The sequence below is a fragment of the Sinobaca sp. H24 genome (genome assembly GCF_023845525.1).
The window spans coordinates 99,973-114,904 of sequence record NZ_JALBWT010000002.1 but is presented as its reverse complement, the minus strand read 5'-3'; the positions used below and the strand labels follow the sequence as shown (position 1 = coordinate 114,904).

Annotated in this window: 9 protein-coding genes and 5 pseudogenes; 4 read left to right on the top strand and 10 right to left on the bottom strand. The window is 44.4% G+C overall.

The window, feature by feature from the left end; genetic code table 11:
- Positions 1-174 precede the first annotated feature (174 nt).
- Positions 175-1,287, top strand: coding sequence for a flavodoxin-dependent (E)-4-hydroxy-3-methylbut-2-enyl-diphosphate synthase (gene ispG / locus MMY81_RS03680; RefSeq protein ID WP_120193396.1), 1,113 nt, complete (start codon positions 175-177; stop codon positions 1,285-1,287).
- An 82-nt stretch (positions 1,288-1,369) separates the two neighbouring features.
- On the opposite strand, the gene MMY81_RS03675 is transcribed toward ispG, so the two are convergent.
- Genes MMY81_RS03675 through MMY81_RS03660 form a run of 4 tightly spaced genes read right to left on the bottom strand, consistent with a single transcriptional unit; the run spans position 1,370 to position 4,362 of the window.
- Positions 1,370-1,804 (bottom strand): Fur family transcriptional regulator, encoded by a 435-nt coding sequence (locus MMY81_RS03675; protein WP_120193397.1) that lies wholly within the window; start codon positions 1,802-1,804, stop codon positions 1,370-1,372.
- Entirely contained in the window at positions 1,801-2,640 is an 840-nt protein-coding gene (locus MMY81_RS03670) for a metal ABC transporter permease (RefSeq protein WP_252311692.1), read from the bottom strand. The genes MMY81_RS03675 and MMY81_RS03670 overlap by 4 nt, the downstream gene beginning before the upstream one ends.
- Before the next feature lie 60 nt (positions 2,641-2,700).
- On the bottom strand, positions 2,701-3,582 hold the full coding sequence (locus tag MMY81_RS03665) for a metal ABC transporter permease (protein WP_252311691.1): 882 nt from the start codon (positions 3,580-3,582) through the stop codon (positions 2,701-2,703).
- A complete protein-coding gene (locus tag MMY81_RS03660) occupies positions 3,583-4,362 on the bottom strand; it encodes a metal ABC transporter ATP-binding protein (RefSeq protein ID WP_252311690.1) in 780 nt (259 codons plus the stop codon).
- 147 nt (positions 4,363-4,509) lie between these two features.
- On the opposite strand from MMY81_RS03660, the gene MMY81_RS03655 reads away from it, so the two are divergent.
- On the top strand, positions 4,510-6,120 hold the full coding sequence (locus MMY81_RS03655) for a Ppx/GppA phosphatase family protein (RefSeq protein WP_252311689.1): 1,611 nt from the start codon (positions 4,510-4,512) through the stop codon (positions 6,118-6,120).
- A gap of 37 nt (positions 6,121-6,157) precedes the next feature.
- A pseudogene (locus MMY81_RS03650) lies at positions 6,158-8,262 on the top strand (RNA degradosome polyphosphate kinase).
- Between the two features lie 52 nt (positions 8,263-8,314).
- On the opposite strand, the gene MMY81_RS03645 reads toward MMY81_RS03650, so the two are convergent.
- The 3 genes and pseudogenes from MMY81_RS03645 to MMY81_RS03635 form a co-directional block, all read right to left on the bottom strand.
- Entirely contained in the window at positions 8,315-9,010 is a 696-nt protein-coding gene (locus MMY81_RS03645) for a lytic transglycosylase domain-containing protein (RefSeq protein ID WP_252311688.1), read from the bottom strand.
- A 143-nt stretch (positions 9,011-9,153) separates the two neighbouring features.
- Positions 9,154-10,045: pseudogene (locus tag MMY81_RS03640) on the bottom strand (deoxyribonuclease IV).
- 107 nt (positions 10,046-10,152) lie between these two features.
- A complete protein-coding gene (locus MMY81_RS03635; RefSeq protein ID WP_252311687.1) occupies positions 10,153-11,376 on the bottom strand; it encodes a DEAD/DEAH box helicase in 1,224 nt (407 codons plus the stop codon).
- Positions 11,377-11,605: 229 nt separating this feature from the next.
- Between MMY81_RS03635 and MMY81_RS03630 the strand changes: the two are divergent.
- Positions 11,606-12,541: pseudogene (locus MMY81_RS03630) on the top strand (4-hydroxy-3-methylbut-2-enyl diphosphate reductase).
- Here the strand turns inward: MMY81_RS03630 and MMY81_RS03625 are convergent.
- From MMY81_RS03625 to MMY81_RS03615, 3 genes and pseudogenes are all read right to left on the bottom strand, one after another.
- Positions 12,519-13,650 (bottom strand): annotated as a pseudogene (locus tag MMY81_RS03625) (Nif3-like dinuclear metal center hexameric protein). The pseudogenes MMY81_RS03630 and MMY81_RS03625 overlap by 23 nt on opposite strands.
- Positions 13,651-13,959: 309 nt before the next feature.
- Positions 13,960-14,396 (bottom strand): annotated as a pseudogene (locus MMY81_RS36220) (class I SAM-dependent methyltransferase); the annotation flags it as partial.
- A gap of 100 nt (positions 14,397-14,496) precedes the next feature.
- Positions 14,497-14,868, bottom strand: a complete 372-nt coding sequence (locus MMY81_RS03615) for a c-type cytochrome (RefSeq protein ID WP_252311686.1) — start codon at positions 14,866-14,868, stop codon at positions 14,497-14,499.
- Positions 14,869-14,932: the final 64 nt, after the last annotated feature.

Here is a 14,932-nt window from a genome sequence, read left to right as displayed (position 1 = left end):
TTTTGATAGGAAAAAGAAGCTCAAAACAACCTTTAAACAGATATGCTTGCCAAACAGATTCAAACGCTGATACAATGGCAATGCATAAGATTTGGTTACGATTGGTGTGTATTGGACAATACATGCTTTAGACTGGACCGAAAAATTTATTAATCTGAAGGGGCGAATGGATACATGAGCCAAGTAACGCATCGTTCCAAAACAAGACCAGTAAATGTAGGAAATCTGGTTATTGGCGGCAATGATGAGATCATCATTCAAAGCATGACAACGACTAAAACACATGACGTAGAAGCAACTGTCAAAGAAATTGACCGATTAGTAGAAGCAGGCTGCCAAATCGTCCGCGTAGCATGTCCAGACATGCGTGCAGCCGAGGCTATTCCTGAAATAAAAAAGCGTATTACTATTCCATTAGTAGTAGACATTCATTTCGATTACCGCCTCGCGCTTAAAGCTATCGAAGGCGGCGCAGATAAAATACGCATCAATCCAGGTAATATCGGAAAACGCGAAAAAGTGGAAGCAGTCGTAAAAGCGGCTAAAGCAAAAGGCATTCCTATTCGTATTGGTGTAAACGCCGGTTCACTTGAAAAGAAAATTCTCGATAAATACGGCTATCCTACTGCGGACGGCATGGTAGAAAGTGCCCTTTATCACATCAGTATTCTGGAAGAACTGGATTTTCATGATATTATCGTATCGATGAAAGCGTCTGATGTTCATTTGGCTATTGAAGCCTACGAAAAGGCTTCTAAAGCTTTTGATTATCCGCTTCACCTTGGTATTACCGAGTCAGGCACCCTTTTTGCCGGTACGGTAAAGAGTGCAGCAGGCCTTGGTGCTATTGTGAATATGGGTATTGGAAATACAATGCGTATTTCTTTAAGTGCAGACCCTGTGGAGGAAATTAAAGTAGGCCGGGAGCTTTTAAAAACCTACGGTCTTGCGGCGAATGCAGCCACTCTTATTTCCTGCCCTACCTGCGGACGCATTGAAATTGACTTAATCAGCATTGCCAATGATATAGAAGAATATATTTCCACGATTAAAGCACCGATCAAAGTAGCCGTGCTCGGCTGCGCCGTAAACGGTCCGGGTGAAGCCCGTGAAGCCGATATCGGTATTGCCGGTGCCCGCGGCGAAGGTCTTCTCTTCCGCCACGGAGAAATCATCCGTAAAGTGCCGGAAGAAATAATGGTCGATGAACTGAAAAAAGAAGTCGACAAAATTGCAGAAGAACATTATAAAAAAGAAGCAGAAAAAGCAGCTTCCCTTACTAAATAATAAAATGCCCCGCCGGGATGGACCCGGCGGGGCATTTTATTTACAGAAAAACAGCGCACCCGGCTGATGGGTGCGCTGTTTTTTATGCGGTCACTTTTGACTTTGCCTGGCACTCTTCACAGTAGCCGTATATTTCAAACTTGTGGGATGTAACGGCAAAATCAGATTCTACGTTTTCTTCAAGCCAGTCCATCGGGCAGGAATGAATATGCTTTGTTTTGCCGCAGTCTAAACAGATCAAATGATGGTGATGCTGCGTCGTCGCACAGCTGAAACGAAATTTTTTCTCACCGTCCAGCTCCGTCATTTCCAATATTTCTTTTTCTGCAAACAGTGATAAATTCCGGTACACCGTGTCAAAACTTACGCCGGGGTAATTTTTCTGAAGTTCCACGAGTACATCCTTCGCGGATAGATACCGCTTTTCTTTGGAAAACAGTTCCAGCATCTGTTCCCGTTTGCCTGTATATTTAAATCCATCTTTTTTTAACTGGTTCAACGCCTGTTCTACGTTCATGCAAATCTCTCCCTTTTTCTCATAGACTTCAGCCGCTTTCCTGCCAATACCGCAAGCAGAAGAGCAGCGGAAAGCACAACAATCATACCTCCGGTAGCAATATTAAACTGATATGAAAAATAAACCCCTGCCAGAACGGCCGCCTCCCCAAACAGGACACTGAGCAGAAGAAGCTTTTTAAAGCTTTTGGCTACGTTCAGCGCGGCGGCTACGGGAAGAGCAATCAGCGCTCCAACTAGTAAAATACCTACCACCTTCATAGACATGGAGATCACAAGCGCTATTAATAACGAAAACAAAAAATTTACTTTTTTCAAAGGAATTCCGGAAACTTTTGCAAATTCCTGATCAAATGAGACAGAAACAAACTCTTTAAAAAATAAAGCTAAAATCAGAATAACCAGTCCGGCTGTAGCAATAATAAACCAAAGATCCTCCATCCGGACCGATACGATACTTCCGAAGAGATATTCATACCATTCTGTATAGCCGCTGCCGGAGGCACTCATTATCACTGCACTCAGTCCCACCCCGGCAGATAAAATAATTGGAGCGGCAAGCTCCTGAAAGCGATCGTATATTTGGCGGAGTTTTTCAATCAGCAGGGAACCAAGCAGGGCAAATAAAAATCCCGTATACATCGGACTTATGTCGGTAACAGTCCAAACCTGCCCCATCAGCACACCTGCTGAAATCCCTGTGAGCGTAACATGGGAAAGCGACTCTGAAATAATCGTAGACCGCCTGACGGCAAGAAACACACCGACCATGGGGGCGATGGCACCTACAAGCAGGGCAGCAACAATTCCGCGTTCTATAAATGATAACTCTAACATGATATCAACTCTTCTATACGTATATTTTACAGGAAATAAACCGAGGCGACAATTGAAAGCCTATGCCTTTCGCCATTCCAGTGTTTTTCTGCCGCGCAGCTTCCGTACTCCCATACCTCCAGCTTTCCGGCTTCCTATTACAAGGAGAAGAATGCCGAGAGCGATAAGTACGATCATTCCACCTGGAGCTACATTTAGATAAAAAGCGGAAATCAGACCGCTTATAACGGATACCTCACCGATAATAATGGAATATATAAACATCTGCTTAAAGCTCTTTGATAATTGAATAGCAGCTGCTACAGGCAGCGTCACTAAAGCAGAGACTAGTAAAATACCGACAATTCTCATCGAGGAAGCGATCACAAGAGCCGTCATAACAATAAACAGGAAATTCAGCCATTTATTTGGTATTCCGCTGACTCTCGCCTGCTCTTCATCAAACGCCAAAAACAGCAGTTCTTTATAAAATAAAACAAGCAGGATTACCACTACAACAAGCACAGCGGTAATAGCTGTTAAATCAGTCGGCGTCACTGCAAGAACACTGCCGAACAAATAATTAAACAAATCATTGTTAAAACCGTCTGCCAGAGAAATAAATACAACACCTAGTCCAATACCCGAAGACATTATAATCGGCACCGCTATTTCCTGGTAATGTTTATATACATGACGCAGCTTCTCCATTAAAATTGAACCGCCTACTGAAAAAGCCATGCCCATATATAAAGGGTTTACGGCCTGCAGGAATACAGCGCTCTGGCTCAGCAGTAAATGAAACGCAATTCCGGTTAACGTAATATGGGAGAGAGCGTCCGTTACGAGCGCCATCCGGCGTACAACGATAAACACGCCCAGTACCGGTGCAAGAAATCCAATAATAATGCCGGCTAAAAATGCATTGCGTAAAAATTCATACTGAAAAAACAGATCAAACATTTAGTGCCCGCCTCCCCCATGCTCATGAGTCAGCAAATGCACATCATGGCCGTACAAAGAAGACATATCGCTTTCTTCAAAATCTTTTGTGCTGCCGTGAAAATGAAGGCTTTTATTTAAGCAGGCTACCTTTGTGACGTAGCTTGTCATAGCTCCTACATCATGCGTGATAAGCAGAAGCGTAATGCCTCTTTCTTTATTCAGATGGCTGAGCAGCTCATAAAAAGCCTGCACCGAAGCTGTATCCACACCGACCGTCGGCTCATCGAGAATTAGTATTTCCGGATCACTGACCAGCGCTCTTGCGATAAAAACCCGCTGCTGCTGGCCGCCGGAAAGCTCTCCAATATTTCTATCTTTAAATTCAAGCATGCCGACACTCGAAAGCGTTTGTTTGATTTTTTCTTTATGCGCTTTTTTCAGAAAACGGAACAAACCGATTTTTCCATACAGGCCCATGGCTACGACTTCAAATACGGTAGCTGGAAAGCCGCTGTTAAAACTGTTGGCTTTTTGGGATACATAGCCGATTTGATCCCATGATTTGAATTTTTTTACAGGAGTGCCAAACAGCTGAACGGTTCCGCTCTCCGGGGCATGCAGACCCAGCAGAATTTTAACGAGCGTTGACTTACCGGAGCCATTTGGTCCGACCAGGCCCAGGAAATCGCCTTTTTTTATATGCAGCGTAATGTCTTCCAGCACGGGCTGGTTTGTATAATAGAAAGAAACTTGATCAACAGAAATAATAGAAGCTGGTACAGAAATAGTAGTTTTCATCTGGAGGCTCCTCCCCCTTTTAGTTAATGTTCATTCATTAAGAATCATTACGATTTGACTAATCAAGTATACAGGAGGAAAAGAGAGATGTAAATATTCGCAGCTTCCTGTCATACTGTATTATAAGAAGAAAAAGGAGACAATACTATGTTAAAAAAAATAGCTGTTATTGATATTGGTTCCAACTCGATCCGGATGGTTATCCACGGAATGAATGGCAAACGCGGACTGAGGGAATTACATAACGTAAAAGAAGTGGCCCGGTTGAGCTCGCATATGGACGAGCAGAATAATTTAACGGATGAAGGTTTCAGTATTCTTCGGTCTGTGCTTCTCCGTTTTCAGGAAGTAATTGATTTTCATGAGGTGGAAACCGTTCAGGCAGCAGCAACAGCTGCCATTCGGAATGCATCAAACTGCAAAGAGATTATCCAGTTTATTACAGATGAAACAAACATGCCGGTCCGGGTATTGAGCGGAGATGAAGAAGCTTACTACGGATTTCTGGCAGTGCAGCAGTCTACCTTTCTAAATGACGGCATTACCGTTGATATCGGCGGCGGAAGTACAGAAATTACGTTATTTCAAGACAAAAAGATTATTCACTCCCACAGCTTTCCTTTTGGTGCTCTAACACTGAAAAAAGAGTTTGTGGATTCTTATAAAAAAGAACATAAGGCACTGGAAGCCGTTAAGGAAAAAGCTAAAAATGAATTTAAAACCCTGCCCTGGCTCCTCTCTACTGAGGATCTTCCGATTGTCGGCATAGGAGGAAGTGCCCGTAATCTGTCCTTAATTCATCAGGCGTCCATCGATTATCCTCTTTCCGGACTGCATCAGTACACGATGGTGCCAGACGAGATGCAGTCTGTTATCGATCTGCTGTCCGACACACCGGAAGAAAAGCGCGACTCCATTGAAGGCTTATCCAAAGACCGCTCTGATACAATTCTGCCGGCTGCCGTTATTATTCAATCCCTTATTGAATACACCAGCGCCCCTTATTTTATGATGAGCAACAAAGGGCTCCGCGACGGATTATTAATGGAAGAAATGCAGAAAGAACATCCGGAAATTAAAACGATAGAAGTTGAAGAAGAAAGCTTTTATCAGCTGAAAGAAGAGTTTGAAATCAATAATGTCAACGTAGAGCAGGTAGGATTTATTGCCGATCATTTGTATACGCAGCTGCTTCCGCATCTTCCCGAGGAGCTCATTGCAAATAATCAGCAGGAATTACTGCGAAAAAGTGTAAACGTCTTATATATAGGGGAATATATAAGCTACGAAGCCAGCAGCCAGCATACGTTTTATTTATTAACGAACCGTTCCATTGACGGCATTTCGCACAGGGATCGAATGGCGATGGCTTTTATCGCGTCCTTTAAATCGAAATCATGGCTGCATTCTTTTTCCAAACCATTTAAACAGCAGATAGACGATAAGCTTCTCGCACAGTATGAGCTTCTCGGCAGTATATTAAAGCTTGCTTATGCGCTCAACCGCACGAACCGCAACGTAATCGAGCGCCTTGATATTGAAAAACAGCGTAAAGAACTGCACTTTACTTTTTACAGTGCCGATGACGTTTCTCCCGTATTTGAAATGATGAAAGTGAAAAACATAAAAAGCATTTGGAAAAAGTCCTTGACCGCTCCATTACTCTTCACTTTTTGTAATCAAATATTTATACGGCATTTACACTGCTGTGCTAATGTTTGTTCTGGAGCCTTTTTTACGTTTCCAGGACCATTATAGATGGAGAAAAGCCGTCTGCAGAAAGGAAGATCAGCCTATGACGCCTTCAAAAAAACAATCTATTGATTTCAGTTCTCCTGCCTACTATAACAACAGAGAATTAAGCTGGCTTTCCTTTAACGAAAGAGTTCTTCAGGAAGCAGTAGATGAAAGAACTCCTTTATTGGAACGGCTTAAGTTTCTTGCTATATTCAGTTCCAATCTGGATGAATTTTTTTCTGTGCGGGTCGCCGGTTTAAAAGATCAGGTTAAAGCCGGGTACAACCGCCCTGAAAACAAAGCAGGCATGACACCTAAGCAGCAGCTCGCAGCAATCACCAACCGAACAGCTGCGCTCGTCCAGAAGCAGGATATCTTTTTCACCGAAACCATCCTTCCGCTGCTGGACACAGAAGGCATACAAATATTAACGATGCAGGAGCTGAGTGACCGCCAGCAGTCGTATGTGGAAACGTATTTCCGGAGCTATGTGTTTCCCGTGCTGACTCCTATGGCCGTGGACAGCTCCAGGCCCTTCCCTATGCTTCTTAACAAATCTCTCCATCTGGCAGTGAGACTTCAGCATAAACAGGATGGTGATCATTCGGAAAGCTTTGCGATCGTTCAGATCCCTGCCGTGCTTTCCCGGTTTATTGAGCTGCCTGCTGCCTCCGGAGAAAAACGGTTTATGCTTCTCGAGCATTTGTTAATGGAGTATATGCCGGAATTATTCAAAGGCTATGATATTATCAGCGTGTCTCCATTCCGAATTACAAGAAATGCCGATTTAACTATTCACGAAGAGGGAGCCCGGGACCTTCTGCAGGAAATAGAAAAAGAATTAAAGAAAAGACGCTGGGGGGCTGTTATTCGATTAGAGTACCAGAAGGGGCTGATGGACGAAAAAACCCTGCGCTACCTCGTACAGACCCTGGACGTGCATGAGGACGATGTCTACCGGACTATCGGCCCGCTCGATCTTTCTTTTCTGTTTGGATTGTATTCCAATTTATCAGAAGAACGCGAACACCTTGTCGATGAGACATTGATCCCTCAGACGCCGGAAGATCTTATTGATGAACCGGATATTTTTGAAGCCATTGAAAAAAAAGATCTTTTTTTTCATCATCCCTATGAATCATTTCAGCCGATCGTAGACTTTATTACCGCCGCCGCACATCACCCTGAAGTTCTGGCTATCAAGCAGACGCTCTATAGGGTAAGCGGTGATTCCCCGATTATCAAGGCTTTGCTTGAGGCAGCGGATAACGGAAAACAAGTGACCGTGCTCGTAGAACTTAAAGCGCGCTTTGATGAAGAGAACAACATTATCTGGGCGAAAAAGCTGGAAAAAGCCGGCGCTCATGTTATTTTTGGAGTAAGTGGTCTCAAAACGCACAGCAAGATTACGCTCGTAGTAAAAGAGCATAAAGGAAAAATTAAACGCTACGTTCATTTAGGTACGGGAAATTATAATGATTCGACAGCCAAACTGTATACGGATATGGGGATTCTAACGATGAATACCTCATTTGGCGAGGACGCTACGAACTTTTTTAATCACATCAGCGGCTTTACGAAAAAGCCGAAATGGAATCAGATATCGACGGCTCCGACCGATCTTCGGGAAGACCTGCTGGCGTTAATAGATCGGGAAATCGCCTATCAAAAAAAGCACGGAGACGGCCGCATTATTGCAAAAATGAATTCATTAACAGACAAGCCCCTTATTTTAAAACTTTATGAAGCTTCGGCAGCTGGCGTGAAGATTGACCTGATTATCCGGGGTATCTGCTGCTTAAAACCTGGCATAAAAGGAGTCAGTGAGAATATTCACGTTATCAGTATTATAGGAAGATTTCTGGAGCATTCCCGTATATTCTTTTTCCATTCCCACAAAGAAGAAAAAATGTACTTATCCTCAGCGGACTGGATGACTAGAAATATGGACAAACGCATCGAAATTATGTTTCCGGTATTCTCAAACTCTAAAAAAAACGCTTGAAAAAAATCCTGGAAACATATTTAAAAGATAATGTGAAAGCAAGATACCAGGACAATACCGGGGTCTACCACTATGTCTCATCCGATCATAAGCCGGTAAACAGCCAGCTGCTATTTCATGACTGGGCCGCCCGCTTTGTAGATTCCGACGGAGAGTAAATATGATACGACAAAAAAGCGTTCCGGCACTATGCTGGAACGCTTTTACATTTTATTCTTTAGCAACAAGTTCCCTGTCTTCCGCTTTTTCCTGTATCTCAACGGCATACCAGCTCTTTGCATCCCCGTGCTCTTCGACATAGGCACTCATCCCTGCCACGCCGCGGTGATAAGCTGTTAAGGCTTTATTCCAGTCCCCATCGTATTTGTCGTGCAGATAATCAAGATACTCTACGGATAAACGCATGGAATAATAAGGATTGTAGAGAAAGTCTTTTTCATAAGCAATATCTGCCATATCTGCGATCCATGGCCCCGTATTAGTCATAAACTGGGCCATCCCATAGGCGCGTCCATATTTCGTCTGCGGTCCTACCAGATCAGGATCAAACGTTTCGCCCGTTTCTACACTGAGCAGTTCGTAAACGATGGCTGGATCAATGTCTTTGTTATGAGCGTGATAAGACATAAACACTCCCCAGTCTTTTTTGAAAAGACCATCGCTTTTTTCATAAAAATCTTCCGCTTCGTCTTCTGCGGCTTTCCATTCGTGATACGTCATTTCGCTGCTGATCGGCTGGAGTTCTTCCGGAAAAATTTCTTCCGTTTCGATTTTTTCTGCACGCTCCAGATCTTCCTGTTTTTCATCCAGTACGTCTAAATGATTATGAACCTGCTCTTTTTCAATCCCGCTGAGCATGAACAAAAATGGGATCGCCAGTATCGAAAATTCACTCGTTACACTCACGGTAAAGCCCCTGTTTTGTGCTTTTTTGTGCTCCGGATTAGGTTTCTTTCTCTCGCTATAAGGTTTTACCGGATCTAACGAAAAAAGTCAAGGGGCCGCAGCGGCTCCTTGACTTTTTGTTTTTCTTTATATCGCCGCTGCATTTACTGCGCCATGACTTCCTCTTTTAAATTCTCATTAAAAGACTGTTTGGATAACATTTGGATTTCATGGTGGTACGGCGGTTTTTTATTTTTTTTTATCTTCTCCGACATAAGGTGTTTCCAATATCTTTGGAATGTCTGTAAATCTCTCATGGTGAACAATTCTATTGAGGGCTTCAAAACCAATATAACCAAAGCCGATATTTTCATGACGGTCCTTATGGGCACCAACGTCGTTTTTGCTGTCATTAATGTGGAGCACTTTCAAGCGGTCCAATCCGATCACGCGGTCAAACGACTCCAGCACTCCATCGAGATCATTAATGATATCGTAGCCGGCATCATGGACGTGGCAGGTATCAAAGCAGACCGATAATTTGTCGTTATGATGAACCCCATCGAAAATAGCTGCGAGCTCTTCGAATGTTCTTCCACATTCCGAGCCTTTACCGGCCATCGTTTCAAGCGCAATCTGCACGTTCTGCTCCGGCACAATGACTTCATTCAGCCCTTCAATAATCTTTTTAATTCCTGCTTCCGGCCCTGCACCGACGTGGGCGCCTGGATGCAGAACAATCTGTTTTGAACCTAGCGCTTCAGTCCGCTGTATTTCAGACGTTAGAAAATCAACGCCCAGCTGAAACGTTTCCGGCTTTGTAGTGTTGCCGATATTAATAATATAAGGGGCATGCACAACTACTTCTTTAATGCCATTTTCCTGCATATGCTTTGCGCCTTCTTCGATCTGCAGGTCTTCGATAGCTTTGCGGCGGGTATTCTGCGGAGCTCCTGTATATATCATCATAGCCGTAGCGTTATAAGAGGCGGCTTCTTCGCTCGAACCGAGCAGCATCTTTTTGCCGCTCATGGAAACATGGGATCCTAGTAGCATGGGAAATTTTCTCCTTTATCAGCGCTTATCTTTGCGTTTATTTAATCTTTTTTCACGGCTCTGCTGATGGCTGAGCTCCTGCTGGGCTTTTTTCTTGTAGCCCGGCTTTACGTTTTTTGGTTTAGGCTTTTTAGGTACGGCTTTTTGTTCCTGCTTTTGAGAGGCGGCCGGAAACTCTTCCGGTCTACTGTTTTAACGAACTCCCCTTTGCGGAGCTCAACCAATTCACACTTGATTCCCTTTTTTTCAAGTTTTTGAAGCGAGGCCAGCTCATCTTTTTCAATAAGCGTATAGGCTTCTCCGCTCAGCCCCGCACGGCCTGAACGACCGATACGGTGGACATAATACTCTAAATCGGTAGGAAGTGTATGGTTGATAATATGCGTAATTCCCGGGATGTCTACTCCGCGTGCGGCGAGATCGGTAGCAATCAGGTACTGCACTTCCAGACTGTGAACACGGCGCATCACCTGTTTTCTTTCTCTTGGTGATAAGCCGCCGTGGAGAAGGTCTGCGTTCAGCCCTTTCTCCAGAAAAGCTGCATGTACCTCGTCTGCTTCTTCCTTTTTATTAGCGAATACTATCGCTAAGTAAGGCTGTATCGAGGAAGCGATGCGTACCGTTTCTTCCGTACGGTCTTTGTGCTTGAGAGGAAGAAAGTAATGATTAATCTCTCTTGGCGCAGCGGACTTTGGATCAATGTGCACGTGCTTTGGATTGGTCATATATTTTTTCAAAAATGGCTGCAGCGATTCTGGAATGGTAGCGGAAAAGACCATCATCTGCAGCGTATCCGGCATTAAAGCTGCCACGGGATCGATCTCTTCAATAAATCCCATATCAAGCATTTGGTCTGCTTCATCAATAACGAGCATCTTTACGCGGTGAATATCGACGGATTGGGTTTTTACCATGTCCCGTAAACGCCCCGGGGACGCAACGATAATATGAGGGGTATTCTGCAGCTTTTCAATGTCACGCTTGCGGTCTGACCCTCCGACTACACGCTGGGACGTAATAACCCGGTCTTCCGGCTGGTCAGCAAGCAGTCCCTTCAGCACTTTATTAATCTGTTCTACAAGTTCTCTTGTCGGTGCAGTAATAACGGCCTGGACTTCTTTTACGTCAGGCTCAATTCTCGCTATGATGGGCAGCAGAAATGCCAGCGTTTTTCCGGAACCCGTCTGGGACTGCCCAATTACGTCTTTACCATTTATAATAGCTGGAATCAGCCTTTCCTGAATGTCTGTAGGAGAATTTAATTTTTGTTTCTCCAATGCCTCTATTAGAAAAGCAGGCAGTTTGTATTGCTCAAAAGCTTTCATATTCATGTTTGTTCCTCCGTCTTTGATTACCCTGTGGGTATCCTATTGAACCGACCCCTATTTTATCATAAACTGCGCTTCTTCACAGGGTTCCTGTCCATATTCTCTACTTCGTCCTGCTTTTCATTTTATAAGGAAGCTAGTATACTGTAAGGACATGCTAAATGCATGGAGAACCCTGGCCCGGAAAAACAGCCGGAACAGATAACGGAAGTATGTTTCAGAGGAGGCAGTTATGGAAGTATTAAAAATTTCACCCCGCGGTTATTGCTACGGAGTGGTTGACGCGATGGTATGGCACGACAGGCTGCAAGCAACCTGGACCTGCCGCGCCCCATCTATATCCTGGGAATGATCGTTCACAACAAGCATGTTACAGATGCTTTTGAAGAGGATGGCATTATTTCACTGGACGGAGAAAATCGTGTAGAAATCTTAAAGCAGGTAGATCACGGAACCGTTATTTTCACGGCACATGGTGTATCACCTGAAGTACGCCAGATTGCTCAGGAAAGAGGGCTCACAACTGTCGATGCCACCTGCCCTGATGTTACGAGAACGCACGACTTGATCCGCGCTAAGCGTGATGAAGGATATGATATTATTTATGTAGGCAAAAAAGGACACCCGGAGCCTGAAGGCGCTATCGGAGTGGCACCTGACGTCGTTCACCTTGTGGAAACGCTGGATGACGTAGAGACCTCAATATTCAATCTGAAAAAATATATTATTACCATCAGACGACTATGAGTCAGTGGGATGTTCCGATATTATGAACCGTGCAATGGAAAAGTATCCTAAAGCATCTATTCATAATGAAATCTGCATGGCTACCCAGGTCCGTAGGAAGCTGTTGCTGAACAGGCGAGCCAGACCGAGCTTGTTCGTTGTTGGGATCCGAAAAGTAATAACTCCAACCGTCTTGCCCAGGTTTCTGAACAAATTGCCAATACCCCGGCTTACCGTATTTCCGATATCAGCGAACTGCAGCTGAGCTGGCTTCACGGCATTAAAAAATAGGCGTAACGTCCGGTGCATCACCCCTACCCCTATTACAAAAGAAGTAATTACTTTCTTACAGCAGTACGACGAAAACGATCCCACTACGTGGAAAACAGAGAAAAAAGTAGAAGGATCAAAAATCCTTCCTAAAGTAAAAGCGAAAAAATAAAGAGGCCATTTCGGCCTCTTTTTTTATATGAATGAAATGGCTCTGACGACACTTCAGAAGCAATCCATTCAACACCCTCTATACGCTTATCCTTCAACTCGTCCATATAACGCTTTGTACCGGCTTTCATAATTTTTTCAACATTATGCCCGGGGTCTATCATACTTAGACCGTCCAGCATTGCGTCCTGAGCGGTATGATAATAAATATCTCCGGTTAGATAAATATCAGCATTTTTAGAAAGCGCCTGCTTCCAGTACTTATTACCGTCCCCGCCCAGAAGCGCCACTCTCCTGACTTTTTTATTCCGGTCTCCTACAATACGAACTGTCGGCACGTTAAACCGCTGCTTTACATAGTCGGTAAAAGCCTCTATCGTCATCTCTTCCGGCAGCAGGCCGACTCTTCCCAATCCCAGTTCGCGGCCTTTTACATCTAATGAATAAACGTCATAGGCAGGCTCTTCGTAAGGATGGGCATCAAGCATTGCCTGTTTCACACGGCTGAGGTCTGATTCAGACACAATGGTTTCTATGCGCATTTCCTTTACATATTCCTGACGGCCGGACTCTCCAATAAATGGATCTGCATCAGCTTCCGGCATGAAAGTGCCCGTGCCTTCCACAAAAAAGCTGCAGTGGCTGTAGTCTCCCAAATTCCCGGCCCCGGCATCTCCTATAGCTTTACGGATAGCGGCCGCATGAGAATCCGGAGCAAAGACGACAATTTTTTTCATGTTTTCTGTCTGTGTCGGTACCATCACTTCCACATGTTGAAGACGCAAAGCATCCGCCATCATATCATTTACTCCTCCCGGCGCAATATCGAGATTGGTATGAGCGGCGTATACAGCAATATCATGTTTAATGCACTTTTTCAATCAGCGGTCCCTGGCCATGAGCCGTATCAATTTCTGTCAAAGGACGGAATATCAAGGGATGATGCGCAATAATCAGCTCAGCTCCTGCAGAGATCGCTTCTTCGATCACCTCGTCCGTAACGTCTAATGCGACCAGCACCCGGCTCACCGGTTTATCAAGCATGCCGACCATCAGGCCGACCCGGTCCCCTTCTACAGCGTACGTACGCGGCGACCATTCTTCAAACACATCAATGACAGTTTGTCCTTTACCTCTCCGCTCATGAAAATACCTCCCTGTACCACTCCTGCTTTTGCTGCAGGAGCTTTTTTTTTTTTGACTTCTTCTTTGTTTTCTGCCCTGTCTACCTGTCTGCTGATGGATTCCCAGTTTTCCTGTTCCCTTTTCCACTGGTTTATAAAGCTGGTTCTTTTTTAACAGAAAGAAATGGACCGAACAGCAGGGCCGCTCCCTGCTTATGGCTGCCTGCCGGTACGGTTTTTCAGGGTCTCCCTTTTGGGCGGTAAGGATTTCATAATAGTGATTGTCTTCTTCTATAATACATTCATATAAGCTCCCAGTTATTGTCAACAGCCACTGCCGGACTTCCACCGCTGCTACATTCGGCTGCAGCACCAGCTGGGAGGGAAGGCTGTTTACCAGGTCCCTGCCGTCTTCGAGAATGGAAACAATTAAAGGACCTCCCATTCCGGCTATCATAATTGTGTCAATACGATCTTCATTTTCAAAACGGACACGCCGCTTCCCAGTCGGAGTTCAATCCGATCTTCCATATGGTGCTTTTGAATATTTTTTCTCGCTGCTGCAAGCGGTCCGTCACGAAGGTCAGCGGCTACAGCCTTTCGTGAGCTGTTCTGTCGGCATAAATAAATCGGCAGAATGCCATGATCGGTTCCGATATCAGCTACATCGGCGCCCTCTTTTACAAATGCTGCAATCGCAGCGAGTCTTTTGGATAGTGCTATATTCGTCATATCTGCTTTCCTTTCTATGTATAGATCCTTTATTATCGTACCATATACCCTTGTTTTCTCTGCATAAAAAAAACAAAAAGAAGGCTTCCCCTCTTTTTGTTTATTCTTCCAGCGACGTTAAGTATTCTGCTATTGCATCGCCTTCTTCTGCATTGGCTGCAATCCCTCCAGGCATATCTCCTATACCTTCCTGGGCAATTGTAGAAATCTCCTCAGCTGAATAATTAGATGCTGCGTTATTAATAGCTGGAAATTCTCCCTGTCCTTCCAGATTTTCACCATGGCAGGAAATACAGTTTTCAGCTACCAGATCTTCTCCGTAGGCGACCGGATCGTCTTCTACCGAAGCTTCTCCAGATTCTTCTGCTTCTCTTTCTGCCTGCTCGCTCAATCCAATAAAGGATAGACCAAGTGTTAAAAGGAGTCCAAGTACAGCGATTAATAAAAATGGAATAAGCGGTTTTCTTTTCACACACTCTCCCCCTCTTCACTATGTATCAAATCATGTATACGTATTCTTTTTTATTTTACTTTAT

Bases quoted from the DNA above. Each gene is read 5' to 3' on its own strand.
- MMY81_RS03665 (WP_252311691.1), bottom strand. From the start codon at position 3,582: ATGTTTGATCTGTTTTTTCAGTATGAATTTTTACGCAATGCATTTTTA.
- MMY81_RS03660 (WP_252311690.1), bottom strand. From the start codon at position 4,362: ATGAAAACTACTATTTCTGTACCAGCTTCTATTATTTCTGTTGATCAA.
- MMY81_RS03655 (WP_252311689.1), top strand. From the start codon at position 4,510: ATGTTAAAAAAAATAGCTGTTATTGATATTGGTTCCAACTCGATCCGG.
- MMY81_RS03670 (WP_252311692.1), bottom strand. From the start codon at position 2,640: ATGTTAGAGTTATCATTTATAGAACGCGGAATTGTTGCTGCCCTGCTT.
- ispG (WP_120193396.1), top strand. From the start codon at position 175: ATGAGCCAAGTAACGCATCGTTCCAAAACAAGACCAGTAAATGTAGGA.
- MMY81_RS03675 (WP_120193397.1), bottom strand. From the start codon at position 1,804: ATGAACGTAGAACAGGCGTTGAACCAGTTAAAAAAAGATGGATTTAAA.
- MMY81_RS03635 (WP_252311687.1), bottom strand. From the start codon at position 11,376: ATGAATATGAAAGCTTTTGAGCAATACAAACTGCCTGCTTTTCTAATA.